At 72.1% G+C, this 17,164-nt stretch carries 16 protein-coding genes and 1 tRNA gene; 6 read left to right on the top strand and 11 right to left on the bottom strand.

The annotated features are described in order from the left end of the window. Positions 1-53: 53 nt before the first annotated feature. The 5 genes from ACFYW5_RS10550 to ACFYW5_RS10530 all read left to right on the top strand — a co-directional run bounded on the left by ACFYW5_RS10550 (position 54) and on the right by ACFYW5_RS10530 (position 3,891). Positions 54-1,016, top strand: a complete 963-nt coding sequence (locus tag ACFYW5_RS10550; RefSeq protein ID WP_389416999.1) for an ABC transporter ATP-binding protein — start codon at positions 54-56, stop codon at positions 1,014-1,016. Then, positions 1,006-1,905, top strand: coding sequence for an ABC transporter permease (locus tag ACFYW5_RS10545; RefSeq protein ID WP_389416558.1), 900 nt, complete (start codon positions 1,006-1,008; stop codon positions 1,903-1,905). The genes ACFYW5_RS10550 and ACFYW5_RS10545 overlap by 11 nt, the downstream gene beginning before the upstream one ends. Further along, positions 1,902-2,813 (top strand): ABC transporter ATP-binding protein, encoded by a 912-nt coding sequence (locus tag ACFYW5_RS10540; protein WP_389416557.1) that lies wholly within the window; start codon positions 1,902-1,904, stop codon positions 2,811-2,813. Before ACFYW5_RS10545 ends, ACFYW5_RS10540 begins: the two co-directional genes overlap by 4 nt. A 10-nt stretch (positions 2,814-2,823) precedes the next feature. Continuing rightward, positions 2,824-3,543 carry an ABC transporter permease subunit gene (locus ACFYW5_RS10535; protein ID WP_389416556.1) on the top strand — a complete coding sequence of 240 codons (720 nt, stop codon included), beginning with the start codon at positions 2,824-2,826 and terminating at the stop codon, positions 3,541-3,543. Between the two features lie 263 nt (positions 3,544-3,806). Beyond that, positions 3,807-3,891, top strand: a tRNA-Ser gene (locus ACFYW5_RS10530). Between the two features lie 115 nt (positions 3,892-4,006). Here ACFYW5_RS10530 and ACFYW5_RS10525 read toward each other — a convergent pair. From ACFYW5_RS10525 to ACFYW5_RS10485, 9 genes are all read right to left on the bottom strand, one after another. Continuing rightward, entirely contained in the window at positions 4,007-4,804 is a 798-nt protein-coding gene (locus ACFYW5_RS10525) for an HAD family hydrolase (protein ID WP_389416555.1), read from the bottom strand. Next, complete coding sequence (serS, locus tag ACFYW5_RS10520; RefSeq protein ID WP_389416554.1) at positions 4,801-6,078, bottom strand: serine--tRNA ligase; 1,278 nt, start codon at positions 6,076-6,078, stop codon at positions 4,801-4,803. The genes ACFYW5_RS10525 and serS overlap by 4 nt, the downstream gene beginning before the upstream one ends. A 537-nt stretch (positions 6,079-6,615) precedes the next feature. Then, a complete protein-coding gene (pheA, locus tag ACFYW5_RS10515) occupies positions 6,616-7,548 on the bottom strand; it encodes a prephenate dehydratase (RefSeq protein WP_389416553.1) in 933 nt (310 codons plus the stop codon). Positions 7,549-7,617: 69 nt separating this feature from the next. Beyond that, positions 7,618-8,910: an iron uptake transporter deferrochelatase/peroxidase subunit gene (gene efeB, locus ACFYW5_RS10510; RefSeq protein ID WP_389416552.1), complete on the bottom strand. Its 1,293-nt coding sequence runs from the start codon at positions 8,908-8,910 to the stop codon at positions 7,618-7,620. 5 nt (positions 8,911-8,915) lie between these two features. Next, on the bottom strand, positions 8,916-10,787 hold the full coding sequence (locus tag ACFYW5_RS10505) for a copper resistance CopC/CopD family protein (protein WP_389416551.1): 1,872 nt from the start codon (positions 10,785-10,787) through the stop codon (positions 8,916-8,918). Positions 10,788-10,799: 12 nt separating this feature from the next. Next, positions 10,800-11,261 (bottom strand): copper chaperone PCu(A)C, encoded by a 462-nt coding sequence (locus ACFYW5_RS10500; protein ID WP_389416550.1) that lies wholly within the window; start codon positions 11,259-11,261, stop codon positions 10,800-10,802. After that, positions 11,258-11,908 (bottom strand): SCO family protein, encoded by a 651-nt coding sequence (locus ACFYW5_RS10495; protein WP_389416549.1) that lies wholly within the window; start codon positions 11,906-11,908, stop codon positions 11,258-11,260. The genes ACFYW5_RS10500 and ACFYW5_RS10495 overlap by 4 nt, the downstream gene beginning before the upstream one ends. A 77-nt stretch (positions 11,909-11,985) precedes the next feature. Further along, a complete protein-coding gene (locus ACFYW5_RS10490; RefSeq protein ID WP_389416548.1) occupies positions 11,986-12,738 on the bottom strand; it encodes a YcnI family protein in 753 nt (250 codons plus the stop codon). 144 nt (positions 12,739-12,882) lie between these two features. Then, a complete protein-coding gene (locus ACFYW5_RS10485) occupies positions 12,883-13,680 on the bottom strand; it encodes a hypothetical protein (protein WP_389416547.1) in 798 nt (265 codons plus the stop codon). A 225-nt stretch (positions 13,681-13,905) separates the two neighbouring features. On the opposite strand from ACFYW5_RS10485, the gene ACFYW5_RS10480 reads away from it, so the two are divergent. Beyond that, positions 13,906-14,403, top strand: a complete 498-nt coding sequence (locus ACFYW5_RS10480; protein ID WP_389416546.1) for an ATP-binding protein — start codon at positions 13,906-13,908, stop codon at positions 14,401-14,403. On the opposite strand, the gene ACFYW5_RS10475 is transcribed toward ACFYW5_RS10480, so the two are convergent. Both ACFYW5_RS10475 and ACFYW5_RS10470 read right to left on the bottom strand, forming a co-directional pair. Next, on the bottom strand, positions 14,363-15,658 hold the full coding sequence (locus ACFYW5_RS10475; protein ID WP_389416545.1) for an MFS transporter: 1,296 nt from the start codon (positions 15,656-15,658) through the stop codon (positions 14,363-14,365). The two genes, ACFYW5_RS10480 and ACFYW5_RS10475, sit on opposite strands and share 41 nt — an antisense overlap. 92 nt (positions 15,659-15,750) lie before the next feature. Then, positions 15,751-17,109: a PLP-dependent aminotransferase family protein gene (locus ACFYW5_RS10470; RefSeq protein ID WP_389416544.1), complete on the bottom strand. Its 1,359-nt coding sequence runs from the start codon at positions 17,107-17,109 to the stop codon at positions 15,751-15,753. Positions 17,110-17,164 lie beyond the last annotated feature (55 nt).

The raw sequence follows: 17,164 nt of genomic DNA, 5'->3' as shown, positions 1-17,164 counted from the left end.
TCTACGGTCTGACGACCGACGTGTTCCGGCTCACTACCGTCATTGTCGTGACTGTGATCGCGACCGAAAGCCTGAGCAAGCGGTTCCCCCGGGTGACCGCGCTTGACCGGCTCTCCGTGGACGTCGGGCCCGGTGTGACCGGACTCGTCGGAGCCAATGGAGCCGGCAAGTCCACACTGATCAAGATCCTGCTGGGTCTGTCCCCCGCCACGGAGGGCCGCGCCGAGGTGCTGGGCCTCGACGTCGCCACCAAGGGCGCCGCCATCCGTGAGCGGGTCGGATACATGCCCGAGCACGACTGTCTGCCGCCCGACGTCTCGGCCACCGAGTTCGTCGTCCACATGGCGCGCATGTCGGGGCTGCCGCCGACCGCCGCGCGTGAGCGCACCGCGGACACGCTGCGCCATGTCGGCCTGTACGAGGAGCGCTACCGCCCCATCGGCGGCTACTCCACCGGCATGAAGCAGCGCGTGAAGCTGGCGCAGGCCCTGGTCCACGACCCGGACCTGGTCTTCCTCGACGAGCCGACCAACGGCCTCGACCCGGTCGGCCGCGACGAGATGCTCGGCCTGATCCGCCGTATCCACACCGACTTCGGCATCTCGGTGCTGGTCACCTCCCATCTGCTGGGCGAGCTGGAGCGGACCTGCGACCACGTCGTCGTGGTCGACGGCGGCAAGCTGCTGCGCTCCAGCTCCACCACCGACTTCACGCAGACCACGACCACCCTGGCGATCGAGGTCACCGACACCGACGAACACCCCGACGGCACCCGCGCGGTGCGCGAGGCGCTCCACGCGCGCGGGGTGAGCACCGACGACGGCAGCGGCCTGCCGGGCGCCGGGCACATCCTGCTGCTGACCGCGCAGGGCGACGAGACGTACGACCTGGTCCGGGACGTGATCGCGGACCTCGGCCTCGGACTGGTGCGCATGGAGCAGCGCCGGCACCACATCGCGGAGGTCTTCACCGACAGCGACGAGCAGCGGAAGGAGGCGGCCGTCCATGGCTCTTGACCAGCCCGTTGCGGGTGACCAGACCCGCATCCACGACATCGGCTACCGCAACTACGACGGCCCCCGCCTCGGCCGCGCCTACGCCACCCGTTCCCTCTACTCGCAGTCTCTGCGCGGCGCCTACGGCCTCGGCCGCTCGGTGAAGTCCAAGGTGCTGCCGATGCTGCTGTTCGTGGTGATGTGCGTGCCCGCGGCCATCATGGTCGCCGTCGCCGTCGCCACCAAGGCCAACGACCTGCCGGTCGACTACACCCGCTACGCGATCGTCATGCAGGCGGTCATCAGCCTGTACGTCGCCTCGCAGGCACCCCAGTCCGTCTCGCGTGACCTGCGCTTCAAGACCGTGCCGCTGTACTTCTCGCGGCCGATCGAGACCGCGGACTACGTGCGCGCGAAGTACGCGGCGCTGGCCTCGGCGCTGTTCGTCCTCACCGCCGCCCCGCTGCTCGTGCTCTATGTGGGCGCGCTGCTGGCCAAGCTCGACTTCGCCGACCAGACCAAGGGATTCGCACAGGGACTCGTTTCGGTGGCACTGCTCTCGCTGCTCTTCGCCGGCCTCGGCCTGGTCATCGCCGCGGTCACCCCGCGCCGCGGCTTCGGCATCGCCGCCGTGATCGCCGTACTGACCATCTCCTACGGCGCGGTCTCCACCCTGCAGGCCATCGCCGAGGAGCAGAACAGCGGCGACTCCATCGCCTGGATCGGCCTCTTCTCGCCGACCACGCTCATCGACGGAGTGCAGACCGCCTTCCTCGGCGCGACCTCGGCGTTCCCCGGAGGTGTCGGCCCGACGAACGGCGAGGGCGTGGTCTACGTCCTCGTCACCCTCGGCCTGATCGCCGCCTGCTACGGCCTCCTGCTGCGCCGCTACCGAAAGGTCGGACTGTGACCACGCTCTCCATCGACCATGTCTCCCGCTGGTTCGGCAACGTGGTCGCCGTCAACGACGTCACCATGACCATCGGCCCCGGCGTCACCGGCCTGCTCGGCCCCAACGGCGCCGGAAAGTCCACCCTCATCAACATGATGGGCGGCTTCCTGGCCCCCTCCACCGGCACGGTCACCCTCGACGGCCAACAGGTCTGGCGCAACGAGGCCATCTACAAGCACATCGGCATCGTCCCCGAGCGCGAGGCGATGTACGACTTCCTCACCGGCCGCGAATTCGTCGTCGCCAACGCCGAGTTGCACGGCCTGGGCGCCAAGGCGGCCCAACGGGCCCTGGCCACGGTCGAGATGGAGTACGCCCAGGACCGCAAGATCCAGACGTACTCCAAGGGCATGCGCCAGCGCGTGAAGATGGCGAGCGCGCTGGTCCACGACCCCTCGCTGCTGCTGCTGGACGAACCCTTCAACGGCATGGACCCGCGCCAGCGCATGCAGTTGATGGACCTGCTGCGGAAGATGGGCGACGAGGGCCGCACGGTGCTCTTCTCGTCCCACATCCTCGAAGAGGTCGAGCAGCTCGCCTGGCACATCGAGGTCGTCGTCGCGGGCCGGCACGCGGCCAGCGGTGACTTCCGCAAGATCCGCCGCCTGATGACCGACCGGCCGCACCGCTATCTGGTGCGCTCCAGCGACGACCGCGCCCTCGCGGCCGCGCTGATCGCCGACCCGTCGACGTCCGGCATCGAAGTCGACCTGGCGGAAGGCGCCTTGCGGATCCAGGCCGTCGACTTCGGCCGCTTCACGGCCCTGCTGCCGAGGGTCGCCCGCGACCACGGCATCCGGCTGCACACGGTCTCGCCGTCGGACGAGTCCCTCGAGTCCGTCTTCTCGTATCTCGTCGCGGCGTAGGAGGCCCACCATGTACGACCCCACAGTCGCCCGGCTCACCTACCGGGCCCTGCTCGGCCGTCGCCGGGCCCTCATCCTCGGCGCCCTGCCGCTGCTGCTGATCGTGATCTCGGTGATCGTCCGCGCCCTCGCCGGTGCCGACGACCAGACCGCCTCCGACCTGCTCGGCGGGCTCGCGCTCGCCACCATGGTGCCGATCATCGGCGTCATCGCGGGCACCGGAGCGATCGGTCCGGAGATCGACGACGGCTCGGTGGTGTACCTGCTCTCCAAGCCGATCAAGCGCCCGACGATCATCTTCACCAAGCTGATCGTGGCCGTCGCCGTGACCATGGTGTTCTCCGCGGTCCCGACGCTGATCTCCGGCTTCATCCTCAACGGCAACGGCCAGCAGATCGCCGTCGCCTACACGGTGGCCGCCCTGGTCGCCTCCATCGCGTACGCCGCGCTCTTCCTGCTGCTCGGCACGGTCTCCCGGCACGCGGTGGTCTTCGGGCTGGTCTACGCCCTGGTCTGGGAGGCCCTGTTCGGCTCCTTGGTGGCGGGCGCGCGCACCCTGAGCGTCCAGCAGTGGTCGCTCGCGGTGGCCCACGAGGTGACCGGCGGGGACCTCGTCACCTCGGACGTGGGCATCACGACGGCGACGGTCCTGCTGGTCGCGGTGACCGTCCTCGCCACCTGGTACGCGGGCCAGAAGCTCAGGTCGCTGACGCTGGCGGGCGAGGAGTAGCCGGGCCGCACTTTATTCGGTGGCGGCCGACCGGGGGCGGCGGGCAGGATGGTCGATGTCCGGGACGCCGCTTCGGTCGGCGCCACCAGCTGGGGAGGAGCGCGACGATGTCGATGCACGACAGTCCGTCGAGTTCCCCACAGGGCAGCCCGCGGCGGGCTCCGGAGTAGTTACCCCTCCGTCGAGCCCGCACCGCACCGGGGAGCTGCCCGGGCGGCCGCTTCGAGCACGCGAGCACTCCGCTCGCGTGAGGCCGCCCTCCCGGAGGATTGGCCGAGTGGCAAGGCACCGGCTCGCTGAGCCGTGGTCGGGGGAAACCCCGCGCACGTTCGATCCGTGCATCCTCCGCGAGATGTTGTCACTGGGACTGAGCCGCATGGGGAAGCGGGGCGCGAGGTCGTCAGCAACTGCCGACCGTCTGTGGCTGGTCGCGCAGTTCCCCGCGCCCCTTGGGCAGGCACACTCAGCCGAGCAGACGCTCCAGCACGACCGCGATGCCGTCCTCGTCGTTCGACGACGTCACCTCGTCGGCCACCGCCTTCAGCTCCGCGTGAGCGTTGGCCATGGCCACACCGCGGGCCGCCCAGCCGAACATCGGCACGTCGTTGGGCATGTCACCGAAGGCGATCGTGTCGGCGGCCTTCAGGCCCAGCCGGCGCGCCGCCAGCGACAGTCCCGTCGCCTTCGACAGCCCCAGCGGCAGCAGCTCCACGATGCCCGCGCCCGCCATCGCCACCGTCACGAAGCCGCCCGCGGAGCGCCTCGCGGCGTCCGCCAGCTCGTCGTCCGACAGCTCCGGATGCTGTATGTAGATCTTGTTCAGCGGCGCGGACCACAGATCCGACGCGTCGGTGAACGGCGTCGACGGCAGCGCGCCCGTGACCGCGTACCCCGGCCCGACCAGCACCTCCCCGTCGAGACCGTCCCGGCTCGCGGCCAGGAACAGCGGGCCGACCTCCGCCTCGATCTTCGCCAGCGCCACCCCGGCCAGCTGCCGGTCGAGCGTCACCGACGTCAGCAGCCGGTGCTCACCGGCGTGGTACACCTGCGCGCCCTGCCCGCACACCGCGAGCCCCTGGTATCCCAGGTCGTCGAGGATGTGCCGGGTCCAGGGCACCGCCCGTCCGGTGACGACGATGTGCGCGGCGCCCGCCGCGGTGGCCGCGGCGAGCGCGTCACGGGTGCGCCCCGAGACCGAGTCGTCGGAGCGCAGCAGCGTGCCGTCGAGGTCGGTCGCGACGAGCCTGTACGGGAAGCTCACTTGGCGACCGGCTCCAGCAGCTCCCGGCCGCCCAGGTAGGGACGCAGCACCTCGGGCACCCGCACCGAACCGTCGGCCAGCTGGTGGTTCTCCAGGATCGCCACGATCGTCCGCGGCACCGCGCACAGCGTGCCGTTGAGCGTCGCCAGCGGCTGCACCTTCTTGCCGTCACGCATCCGGACGGACAGCCGGCGGGCCTGGAAGCCGTCGCAGTTGGAGGCCGAGGTCAGCTCGCGGTACTTGCCCTGGGTCGGGATCCACGCCTCGCAGTCGTACTTGCGGGACGCCGACGAGCCCAGGTCGCCCGAGGCGACGTCGATGACCTGGAAGGGCAGCTCCAGGGCGGTGAGCCACTGCTTCTCCCAGTCGAGGAGGCGCTTGTGCTCGTTCTCCGCGTCCTCGGGGGCGACATAGGAGAACATCTCGACCTTGTCGAACTGGTGCACGCGGAAGATGCCGCGGGTGTCCTTGCCGTAGGTGCCGGCCTCGCGGCGGAAGCACGGCGAGAAGCCCGCGTACCGCAGCGGCAGCTGGTCGGCGTCGATGATCTCGTCCATGTGGTACGCGGCGAGCGGGACCTCGGAGGTGCCGACCAGGTAGTAGTCGTCCTTCTCCAGGTGGTACACGTTCTCCGCGGCCTGGCCGAGGAAGCCGGTGCCCTCCATGGCGCGCGGGCGGACCAGCGCGGGGGTGAGCATCGGGATGAAGCCGGCCTCGGTGGCCTGGGCGATGGCGGCGTTGACCAGCGCCAGCTCCAGCAGGGCGCCGACGCCGGTGAGGTAGTAGAAGCGCGAGCCGGAGACCTTGGCGCCGCGCTCGACGTCGATGGCGCCCAGCGCCTCGCCGAGCTCCAGGTGGTCCTTGGGTTCGAAGCCCTCGGCGCCGAAGTCGCGGATCGTGCCGTGCGTCTCCAGGACGACGAAGTCCTCCTCGCCGCCGACCGGGACGTCGGGGTGGACGAGGTTGCCGAGCCGGAGCGCGAGGCGCTTGGTCTCGTCGTCGGCCTCGTTCTGCGCGGCCTCGGCCGCCTTGACGTCCGCCTTGAGCTGCTCCGCCTTCCGCAGGAGCTCGGCGCGCTCCTCGGGAGTGGCCTTGGGGATCAGCTTGCCGAGCGACTTCTGCTCGGAGCGCAGCTCGTCGAAGCGGACGCCGGACGACCTGCGCCGCTCGTCGGCAGACAGGAGAGCGTCGACGAGCGCGACGTCCTCTCCACGGGCGCGCTGGGACGCGCGCACACGGTCGGGGTCCTCACGGAGCAGGCGAAGGTCAATCACGCGGTCAAGGCTACCGGGGCCGAGTCCCCCCTCACGACTCGCTTTTCCGGGGCGCCCCGAACTAAGGCCTACATTCCGTTATGGGCGAATTGCTCCGCGTGTCAATAAACGGTGTCCCCCTCCCCGGGAGGGGGCATGCGGCGGGCGCACGGTTGACCGGATTTCCTTGTGGGGAACGGGACTTGGGTCCGCGTCATCCACAGGCGTCCACACCCTCCGAAAAGTTATCCACAGGCTGTGTGGAAGATCTGTGGATTGCGGAACTGATCACTCCGAATACCGCGGTCACCCGGGGTGATTCCCGGGGTAAACCTCCTTTACGCCCACGTTCGAGTGGGAATGCGTCGCCCCGAAGGATGGCGCGCAGGAAACAAGTGGACGAAGGGTGAACCGCCCACCGGTGGACGGAACGAGGTGCTGTAGGGCGATTTGTCGACCAACTCACGCCGTGGTGTCGACTTGTCCCCAGGTCGAGAGGCCGACCTGTGGATAACTTCTGTGGATAACCACAATCAGCAGGTATGACCGGGGGGCTGCTCAGAACCGCCCGTCCTGGCACCGCGCCACCCACTCCGACGCCGCCACGAACTCCTCGTCCGACGTCCCCTGCCGCGGCGCGCTCACGTCCGCCACGTCCACGCCCGCGCGCGGGTACGACCCGAGGTACCGCACCTCCAGGCAGATCCGCTTCAGCCCCATCAGGGCCTCCGCCACCCGCCGGTCGGCGATATGGCCCTCGGCGTCGATGCAGAAGCAGTAGTTGCCGATACCCGCGCCGGTGGGCCGGGACTGCAGCAGCATCAGGTTGATGCCCCGGGTCGCGAACTCGCCCAACAGATCGCGCAGCCCGCCGGGGTGGTCGTCGCGCTGCCACAGCACGACGGAGGTCTTGTCCGCGCCGGTCGGGGCCGCGGGCCGGGCCGGGCGGCCCACCAGCACGAACCGGGTCTGGGCGTTCTCCGCGTCGTGGATCCCGCTCTCCAGGGCCTCCAGGCCGTACAGGGCGGCGGCGAACTCGCCCGCGAAGGCCGCGTCGTACTGACCCTCCTGGACCAGCCGGGCGGCGTCCGCGTTGGAGGCGGCCGACTCCCAGTGCGCGTCCGGGAGGTTCTTCCGCAGCCAGTTGCGCACCTGCGGCTGGGCGGCCGGGTGCGCGGAGACCGTCTTGATGTCGGACAGCGTCGTGCCCGGCCGGACCAGCAGCGCGAAGGTGATCGACAGCAGCACCTCGCGGTAGATCATCAGCGGAGCGCCCGCGACCAGTTCGTCGAGCGTGGTGGTGATCCCGCCCTCGACGGAGTTCTCGATCGGCACGAAGGCGGCCTCGGCCTCACCGGCACGCACCGCGTCCAGCGCGGACTGCACGGACACGTACGGGACGAGCTCCCGGGTGGCCGTCTCGGGAAGCGTGCGCAGGGCGGCTTCGGTGAAGGTGCCCTCGGGACCCAGATACGCATAGCTCGCTGGCATGACCTCACCCTAATGGCCCCGGCGAAGCCCCGGGGCACACGTCTCACGACCGGGTGAACCCGCCGGGGATCACCCTTCCAGCAGCGCCTGACCGACGTACTCTCCCTCGGCCGCCCCGCCCGGCACCGCGTACAGACCGCTCGCCTCGTGGCGGATGAAGGGCGACAGGGCGTCGCCCCGGTCGAGCTTGCGCTGCACGGTGACGAAGCCGCGCAGCGGGTCGGCCTGCCAGCAGATGAACAGCAGTCCCGCGTCCGCGGTGCCGTCCGCGTCGATGCCGTCGTGGTAGGAGAACGGCCGCCGCAGCATCGCCGCCCCGCCGTTCTGGTCGGGTCGGCTGATCCGGGCGTGGGCGTTGACCGGGACGGCCAAATTGCCCTGCGCGTCCGTCTTCTCCAGGTCCATCTCGGTGGTCTCGGCGCTTCCCGGCGGCGCGGACAGCGGTGACCCGTCCGCCTTGCGGCGCCCGATGACGTCCTCCTGCTCCCGGCCGGACAGTCGCTCCCAGTCGTCCAGCAGCATGCGGATCCGGCGTACGACGGCGTAGGAGCCGTTCGCCATCCAGGCGGGTTCGCCCGAGGCCGGCACGAAGATCCGCTTCTCGAAGTCGGCCTCCGCGGGCTTGGGATTGCGCGTGCCGTCGACCTGGCCCATCAGATTGCGGGCCGTCATGGGGTGGGCGGTGGCGCCCGGGGAGCGGTTGAAGCCGTTCATCTGCCAGCGCACCCGGGCCGCGCTCCCGGCGTCCTGCTGGATCGCGCGCAGGGCGTGGAAGGCGACCAGCGCGTCATGGGCGCCGATCTGCACCCACAGGTCGCCGTTGCTGCGGGCCTTGTCCAACTGGTCGGAGGAGAAGTCGGGCAGCGGGTCCAGCGCGACCGGGCGCTGCTTCTCCAGGCCGGTACGGGCGAAGAAGCTGTGCCCGAAGCCGAAGGTGACCGTCAGCGCGCAGGGCCCCGCGTCCCGGGCCACATCGGTGTCGCCGGATCCCGTGGCCTCGCCCGCCATCAGCCGCCGTGCCGTCTGCGACCAGCGGCGCAGCAGCGCGGCGGCCTCCTTGCGGCCCGCGCCCGCCGCCAGGTCGAAGGCGAGCAGATGGCCCCGGGCCTGGAGGCCCTGGAGGATGCCGGGCTGATGTTTCCCGTGAAACATCACCTCGTCCGTGCCCAGCGAGGTGAGCGGAGTCGCCTGCGTGGGCACGGCGGCGTAGCCCACGGCTCCGCCCGCCGCGCCGAGCACGAGACCGGTGGCGCCGGCGGTGCCCAGCAGCTGCCGGCGCGAGAGCCCCGGGGCCGTCTGCGCGGCGGGCGCCGGCCGGTCGGCGGCAGGCGCGAGGGTCTCCGGGATGGACTGGTCAGCCATGGTGTTCAGCCGATCTGCGCGTTCTTGGAGACGGTCGTCTGGTCGATGTCGGAGGTCCGCACGGTCACGGCGATCTTCCAGTCGCCGGCCATGGGGAGCTGCACTCCGCTCGCCGACCAGTGTCCGGTGGTGATGTGGTCGGGGACGACGGGCAGCGGCCCGATGTCCTGGGACGCGAGGGTGAAGGCGACCTTCACCTCGGGCACGTCGAAGGCCCGCCCGTTGGGCCGGGTGGCGTAGACGTGCATCTCGTTGGCGCCCACGCGCGCGGGGTCCAGTTCGATGCGGACGACACCCTTGCCGTCCGCGCCCCCGGTGTCGAAGGCCATGTCCAGGGTCAGCGCCCCGGAGGCGTCGGCGGCGGACGAGGAGGCGGCGGTGGCCCGGGCGGCGTCCTGTTCCGTACGGCCCGGTTCGGTCGACGTCAGCGCGGTGGTGACCGCCAGCAGCACGAGGGCGATCCCGGCTTCGGCGAGCACCGAGCGGCGCAACCCGAAGCGGTTCGGGTCGGCGTCCCGCAGCCGCTTCTGCCGGGCCGTGTCCATGGCGGCCCGCTGCCGGGCGAGCTGAGCGGCCCGCTGCGGATCGGCACCGGCGGCCGCCGCCTTGACGGCCGCCTTCTCCTTGCGCGGGGCGGCCTCGGCGCTCACCGTCTCCGCCAGCCGCGCCGTCCAGCGCCGCGAGATCCAGGCGACCCCGACAAGCAGCGCCACCAGCCCGAGCTTGACGAGCAGCAGCTGTCCGTAGCGGGTCTCGGTGAACGCCGACCAGGAGCCGAGCTGACGCCAGGACTGGTAGACGCCGGTGAGCACGAGCGCGATCACACTGCCGAACGCGAGCGCCGAGAACCGTCGTACGGCCGTGCCGTCCACCGGGGTCTCCGGCGACCGGTACAGGGCGACGAGCAGGGCGGTGAGGCCGCCGAGCCAGGCGGCGGCGGCGAGCAGGTGGACCACGTCGACCGGCATCGCGATGCCCGGCTGGAGGCCGGTGGAGGCGTGCTCGGACATCGCCCAGCTCGCCGCGAGCCCAGTCGCCACGACGGTCCCGCCGATTGCGAGCCCGAAGGTGAGGTCCCGCTTCTCCTGGTCCTCCCGCTTGTCATAAGCCCCGAAGAGCACCGCGATGAACAGGGCCGCCGCCGCGAGCAGCAGCAGCCGGGAGACCAGGGCCGCGCCCGTCTTGGTCTGCAGGACGTCGCCGAGGAGCTCCAGATCGACGATGTCGCCGACCTTGCCGGAGCCGGTGTAGGAGCCGCGCATGAGCAGCAGCGCCAGGGTGGCCGCGGTGAGCGTGACCCAGCCGGAGACGACGAGCCGCTGCACGGCCCGCACCCCCGACCCGCGCTGCCAGCAGGCGAGCACGAAGGCGCCGCCGCCGACCATGACGACGAAGCCCGCGTAGGACAGGTAGCGCCCGAGGCCGTACAGCACACCGACGGCCCCGCCGCCCGCGGTCTCGCCGGAGACGGACACGGAGGTCGCCGAGGGCGCCCCGACGGAGAAGGTGAAGGCGCCCGCGACCGGGTGGCTGTCGGCCGAAACGACCTGGTAGGAGACGGTGTAGGTGCCGTCCGCCAGGTCACCCGCGAGGCCCACGGCGTACGTCGTGCCGCTGGCGCTTGCCGGTTTGCCGGTGTCGACGCGCTCGCCGTCGGGGGCGAGGACGCGCACCGAGTCGTCGGAGAGCGCGACCTCCTCGGAGAAGGTCAGCGAGATCCGGTCCGGGGCCTGTTCGACCACCGCCCCCTGCTGGGGATCGCTGCCGGTCAGCGCGGCGTGCGCGGAGACCGGTCCGGCACCGGCGAGGAGCAGTCCGGCGGCGGCCAGGAGCAGCAGCACCAGGGTCCGGACGCGTGGGGCGATGGTCGGGGTCAAGGGGTCCCTCCCTCAGTGTCCGGTCGCGGGGGTGTAGGTGGCCGGCTTCACCGGCATCTCGACCGTGACGGGGTCGGTCTCGGCGAAGTGCAGCACCACGGACACCGTGTCGCCCTGGCGCGGCTTGCGCTTCAGCTTCTCGAACATCAGGTGGTTCGCGCCGCTCTTGAACACGACCTCGCCGTCGGCGGGCACGGCGAGGTTCCTGACCTCCCGCATCGCGGAGTCGACGGTCTCGTGGACGGTGACGGTCCCCGCGATGTCGCTGGTGACGGAGGTCAGTTCGTCCTGGGTGCCGCCGTCGTTGCGGATCGTCAGGAAGCCCGCCGCCATGGAGTCGGAGACCGGCTGCGGCATGTAGGCGCCGCTGACCGAGAGTTCGGGCCCGGATTCCCCGCCGGAGGAACCGCAGCCCGCCAGCACCAGGCCCAGGCTCACGGCGAGGACGGCGGCCGGGGCCACGGGACGCCTCACGGCTTCTCCCCCTTGATGAGCTCGGGGAGGTCCGCGGTGTAGTCGTCGACGGTGGCGTCCTCGCCGTAGAGCACATAGCCGCCGTCGGTCTTCGGGGAGAAGGCGATGACCTGGGTGCCGTGCGAGGAGACCGTCTTGCCCTTCTCCTTGTGCGGCGGCTCGATGCTGATGCCGAGGGTGCGGGCGCCGGCCTGGATGGTGGCGAAGTCGCCGGTCAGGCCGACCACCTGCGGGTCGATGCCCTTGAGCCACTCGCCGAGCGCGGACGCGGTGTCGCGCTCCGGGTCGGTGGTGACGAACACGACGCGCAGCTCGTCCTGCTGGGCCTTGGGCAGTTGCTTCTTGGCGACGGCGATGTTGTTCATCGTCAGCGGGCAGACGTCGGGGCAGTTGGTGTAGCCGAAGTAGATCAGCGTCGGCTTGCCCGCGGTCTCCTCGCGGAAGTCGTACGTCTTGCCGTGGGTGTCGGTGAGGACCAGATCCGGCTTCTCGAACGGCTTGTCGAGGACGGTGGCGGCCTTGGCGGAGCCGGCCTCCTCGGAGACCACGGTGACGGGGGCGGCGTCGTCGTCACCGCCGCCGCAGGCGGAGAGGGTCAGGGTGGCGGCGGCGAGCAGTGCGGCCGCCGCGAACTTCTTGGTGCGCATGGCGAAATGTCCCGGAGATGAAGGGCTCGGGCGCGCGCCGGCCCACGAGGGCACCGGCGCGCTCCGAGAGGACTGACTCAGGCGTTGGTACGCCGACGGCCGGCGAGGACGCCGTAGGCCACGCCGATGGCGCCGACGACGATGCCCACGACGCCGAGGACCCGGGCGGTGGTGTCGCTGCTGTCGGAGCCGGCCTCGTCGGCGGTGGTGGTCGCGGCGGCCTGCGAGGCGTCGTCGGACGGCTCCTCGCTCGCCTCCTCGTCCGCCTCCGAGCCGTGCCCGTGGCCGTCCTCGGCCTCGGACAGGGTGAGCACGGGAGCGGGCTTCTCCGGCTCCTCCTGGCCCTCCTGCTGGACCTCGATCCAGCGCGCGACCTCGTCGTCGGAGTACGTCTGGACGGCCTTGAAGACCAGCTCGTCGGCGTCCTCGGGCAGTACGCCCATGGAGACCGGGAACTTCTGGAAGAAGCCGGGCTGGACGCCCTTGCCGGTCGCGGTCCAGGTGATCTTGCTGATGGCCTGGTCGATCTTCCGGCCGTGCAGTTCGAGCGGCTTGTCCAGCTCGGCCTTGGTGACCTTCGCGGTCCAGCCGGGGACCGGCTCCGGCATCGCGGAGGCGAGCGGGGTGTCCATCGGGAAGCTGACCTCCAGCTTCACGGTGGACGCGGTGTCGCTCTCGTTCGGGACCCGGAAGTCGACGACGGCGTAACCGCCCTTGGCGGCCTCGCCCTCGGGCTGCACGGTCACATGCGCGAAGGCGGGGGCGGACAGGGCGAGCACGGCGGTGCCGGCGAGGACGCCGACGGCGGCGAGGCGGGAAGAGGCCTGCATTCGGGAGCACTCCACAGTGAGTGAGATTCGGTTGTTTCCGGTGGTGAAGAGGGGCGCACGCGTCACGAGGCGGCATGCGCGGGCCGCACGACGGCGGCCCCGACCGGAATCCGAGGTGGATCTCCCAGCGGAGGGCGCGTCGCGTCAGGCGGCGAGCACGAGAGCGCGGGCGGCGGCGGGCGGCCCGCGCCGGATCACGGTGTGCTGGAGCGCGGTGGTGCGCGGCGGGGGCGGCGCGAACTCCATGGCGCGCGGCGGGCGCGCGTCCGCGCCGGGCGGGACCGGCAGCCCGGCACGCAGGGCGCGGACCAGGGCGAGGGCCACGCGCAGAGCCCGTACGGCCGCCCCCTCGGCGAAGGAGTGGGCGGAGAGGTCGACCAGGCGCCGCAGGGCCAGGTCGCCGTGGCGCAGCAGCCAGCCGGCCGCGACGGCCGCCAGCAGATGGGCCAGCAGCATCGGCAGGGACGGCAGCAGCGACGCGGAGTCGGTGACGGTCCCCGTGCCGTGGTCCGGGTGGGCGGAGGCCGGCCGGAGCCGGGCCTCGGTGAGGAGCCGGTGGGCCTGGGCGGGGGTGATGGCCGCGGCCGGGGTCCCGCAGACCAGCCGCGCGGCCTGGGCGACGAGCGAGGCGTCCGAGGCGGTGGCGGTCGTGGTGGCGGTGGTCCCGTGCTGGGCGAGTCCGAACAGCGAGTGCAGCGCGGTCTGCCCGAGCGCCAGCAGCGCCGCGATGCCCGGCAGCGAGCGCTCGCGTCCGGCGAGCGGCACGGCGACCGCGAGGACCGACAGGAGGCCCACGCCCATGGCCCACAGGGGGATCGAGGCGTGGGAGCCGAGTGCGTGTCCGCCCGCGGCCAGCACGACACAGACCGCGGCGAACACCGCGGCCCGCAGGATCCGGACGTCACGTCCGGGGCGCGCCGTGCGCTGGTGGGGGGCACTCATGGCGGCCCAATCATCGCACTGGTCCTACTGCCTCCATACGGCAGGTCCGCAAGATGACGTTCGGGCCGGAAGGTCCCCGTCCGGCCCGAACCGCCCCCACATACACCGTCGGCGGCTTCAGACGCATCGCCCATATGGGCGGTATCACGTCAACGATGTGCTTACGGGCCGTCGTGCGCGGCAATAGGTAACGGTATGTCGAGCCGCGGCCGGGAGGCTGGGAGCATGAGCATCTGGTGGTCACTCCATTTGCGGCGGGAAGCTGCGAGCGTGCCGCTCGCCCGGCGGCTGCTGCTCGGCACCATGGAGAGCGCGGGCGTGGACCCGGACGTGTCGTACGACCTCTCCATCGCGCTCAGCGAGGCCTGCGCGAACGCCGTGGAGCACGGCGGGGACACCGCCCTCGACGGCGGCTCGGAGGCCTACCGCGTCACCGCCTATCTCGACGGCGAGACCTGCCGCATCGAGGTCGCCGACTCCGGCCCCGGCTTCGGCGCTACGGGCCGGGGCGCGCGTCCGGCCGTTCTGTCGGCCCTGGAGTCCACGGAGGCCCTCGAGTCCGCGGAGGCCATGGAGTCCGAGAACGGCCGGGGGCTGTATCTGATCCAGGAGCTCGCGGACCATGTCCACATCGGCAACAAGCCGGGGCAGAGCGGTGCCGTGGTGAGCTTCGACAAGATCCTCAAGTGGCGGAAGGGCGTCGCGCCCCTGCTGGCGGTGTAGCCACGGCTCCTTCAGCACTCCCGGCCCCTCGGGCACCTCCAGCGGCCGGTACCGCTGCCTTCGTACGGGAGGCCGCCGCCCGCCGCGCGGCCGGCCCCATCGCCCAGGACGCCGCCAGCGTCACCCCGCCCAGCAGCAGCCACCCGGGCGGACCCCACCGCACCAGCAGGGCGGTCAGCACCAGGGGGCCGGCGGTACGCGCCACCGCGACCCCCGTACCGAAGAACCCCTGGTACTCCCCGACCCGGTCCGCCGGCGCGAGATCGAAGGACAGCTGCCACGACCCCGCGGACTGCCCCATCTCCGCGACGACTTGCAGGGCCGCCCCCACCACCAGCGCCCCCACCGCCACCCACACCGGCGCCCCCGCCGACAGCGCGAACACCGCGCACGCCGCGAGCATCACCCACCCCGACCGCCGTACCGCCCGTACGGCCGACCCGATCCCGCTCACCCCGCGCGCCATCCGCACCTGGAAGGCCATGACCGCCCCGGTGTTGAGCACGAACAGCGCGGACACCAGCCAGGCCGGTGCCTCGGTGCGCTCCGCGATCCACAACGGCAGCCCGAGGCTGAGCAGCGGCATCCGCAGCAGCAGCACGGTGTTGAGCGCCGTGACCACCACATACGGCCGGTCCCGCAGCACCGCGAGCCCCGGCCCCCGCGCCGGGGCGACCGGCGCCACCGAGGGCAGCCGCAGCAACACCGCGGCGCACACCGCGAAGGCCACCGCGTCCAGCGCGAACACCCCGAGATAGGCCTCCCGCGTCCCCAGGTGCAGCGCCAGCCCGCCCAGTCCCGCGCCCGCGGCCAGCCCCGCGTTGAGCGTCGACTGGAGATGCGCCAGCAGCCCCGTCCGCTCCCCGGCGGACACCAGCCCCGCCAGCAGCGCCTGCCGCGCCGCCGCCAGCCCGGACTGGGCGGTGGCGTAACCGACGGCGGCGGCCACGAAGGGCCAGAACCCCCGTACGGTCAGGAAGGACGCCACCGCCACCCCGGTCGCCGACGCCAGCAGCACCGCCGTCCCGCGCGCCCCCCGCCGGTCCGCGAGCCGCCCGAGCGGCACCCCCGCCAGCGACCCGACCGCCCAGGCGAGGGTCAGCCCGAGCCCCACGCGCGCGGGGTCGAGCCCCACGATGTGGGTGAAGTGGAGCGCGGAGGTGACGTAGAAGGCGCCGTCCCCGACCGAGTTGGCCAACTGGGCCAGAGCCAGGACGCGTTGCGGACCCGCGGGCGGGACGAGCGAGTGCGGCATGCCTGCGACACTAGGCCCGGACCGGACCCCTCGGCAGCACCATTAAAGGTCTTCAATCCCGGCCCAATTCACCCCGCGACCCCGGCCCCCCTTCACTCCGCGTCGAGCACCTTCCCCAGCGCCTCCAAGGCGTCCGGATAGGCCCGCTCCCGAGGCGTCCCGTACCCAACGACCAGCCCCTGCGGCCGCCCCTCGCGCCCCGCGTCCTCCCGCGCGTGCGCGTGCCAGTGCTCCCCGAGCGAGCCCACCGCGAGCCCCTGAGCCTCGGCCCGGGCCAGCGCCTCGGCCTCGTCGGCGACCTGGACCAGCGCATGCAGTCCGGCGGCGATCCCGCGCACCCCGCGCCGGGACCCGAGCCGGTCCACCAACTGGTCCCGCCGTCTGCGGTACCGCAGCCGGCACGCGCGCACATGACGGTCGTAGGCATGACTGCCGATCAGCTCGGCGAGCGCCAACTGGCCGAGCGTCTCGGTGTGATGGTCGCTGTGCAGCTTGGCGTCGGCGACGTCGTCGACGAGATGGGGCGGCAGCACCATCCAGCCGAGCCGCAGCGCCGGCCCGAGCGTCTTGGAGGCGGTCCCCAGATACACGACGTGCCCCGGCGCCATCCCCTGCAACGCCCCGACGGGCTGCCGGTCGTAACGGAACTCCCCGTCGTAGTCGTCCTCGACGATCAGGCCGTCACGCGCGCGTGCCCAGTCGGTGAGCGCCCGCCGCCGCTCGGGATGGAGGGTGACCCCGGTCGGATACTGATGCGCCGGCGTCACGACGACTGCCGCGGGCTCCCCGAGACCGTCCACCCGGGCGCCCCGCTCATCGACCCGCACCGGCACCACGGCACCGCCGTTGCGCCGTACGACATCCCGGTGGAAGGGCAGCCCCGGGTCCTCCATGGCGATCTCGCCGCCGTCCAGCACGCGGGTGAGGAGGGCGAGGCCCTGGACGTACCCCGAGGTGATGACGATCCGCTCCGGCGGGGCGATCACCCCCCGGGCCCGCCCGAGGTACCCGGAGAGCGCGTTGCGCAGCTCGATCCGGCCCCGGGGATCGCCGTAGTCGTAGGCCAGGGAGGGCGCGGTGGCGATGGCCCGCCGCAGCGCCCGCAGCCAGGCCGCGGCCGGGAACGCCCCTACATCGGGGCTCCCGGGCCGCAGGTCGAACGACGGCTCACGCGCGCGTGCGGCGGCCACGGCGGGCTCGGCGGCCTCCGCGGGCAGGGAGGCGACCTGCGTCCCCGACCCCTGCCGTGCGGTGAAGTACCCCTCGGCGACGAGCTGGTCGTAGGCCCCCTTGACGGTGTTCCGGGAAACCCCCAGCTCCTCGGCGAGCTTCCGGGTGGCGGGCAACCGCGTACCCGGAGCGAGCCGCCCCTCCCGCACGGCATCCCGAAGAGCACGCTCAAGCCCGGCCCGCCGTCCGTCAGCGGCGGCGAGATCCAGATGCAGGTCCACACAAACCCCCCTAGGGGCGCGGGGAACCGCGCGAACAACCCCCACACGCCCGCAG

Origin of the sequence: Streptomyces sp. NPDC002779 (assembly GCF_042888685.1) — a bacterium.
Classification (GTDB): domain Bacteria; phylum Actinomycetota; class Actinomycetes; order Streptomycetales; family Streptomycetaceae; genus Streptomyces.
The sequence above is the reverse complement of the archived record's forward strand: the minus strand, read 5'-3'. Positions and strand labels throughout refer to the sequence as shown.

Excerpts from the sequence above, each read along its gene's own strand:
- ACFYW5_RS10545 (WP_389416558.1), top strand. The coding sequence starts at position 1,006 with ATGGCTCTTGACCAGCCCGTTGCGGGTGACCAGACCCGCATCCACGAC.
- ACFYW5_RS10535 (WP_389416556.1), top strand. The coding sequence starts at position 2,824 with ATGTACGACCCCACAGTCGCCCGGCTCACCTACCGGGCCCTGCTCGGC.
- pheA (WP_389416553.1), bottom strand. The coding sequence starts at position 7,548 with ATGCCAGCGAGCTATGCGTATCTGGGTCCCGAGGGCACCTTCACCGAA.
- efeB (WP_389416552.1), bottom strand. The coding sequence starts at position 8,910 with ATGGCTGACCAGTCCATCCCGGAGACCCTCGCGCCTGCCGCCGACCGG.
- ACFYW5_RS10495 (WP_389416549.1), bottom strand. The coding sequence starts at position 11,908 with ATGCGCACCAAGAAGTTCGCGGCGGCCGCACTGCTCGCCGCCGCCACC.
- ACFYW5_RS10490 (WP_389416548.1), bottom strand. The coding sequence starts at position 12,738 with ATGCAGGCCTCTTCCCGCCTCGCCGCCGTCGGCGTCCTCGCCGGCACC.
- ACFYW5_RS10485 (WP_389416547.1), bottom strand. The coding sequence starts at position 13,680 with ATGAGTGCCCCCCACCAGCGCACGGCGCGCCCCGGACGTGACGTCCGG.
- ACFYW5_RS10480 (WP_389416546.1), top strand. The coding sequence starts at position 13,906 with ATGAGCATCTGGTGGTCACTCCATTTGCGGCGGGAAGCTGCGAGCGTG.
- ACFYW5_RS10475 (WP_389416545.1), bottom strand. The coding sequence starts at position 15,658 with ATGCCGCACTCGCTCGTCCCGCCCGCGGGTCCGCAACGCGTCCTGGCT.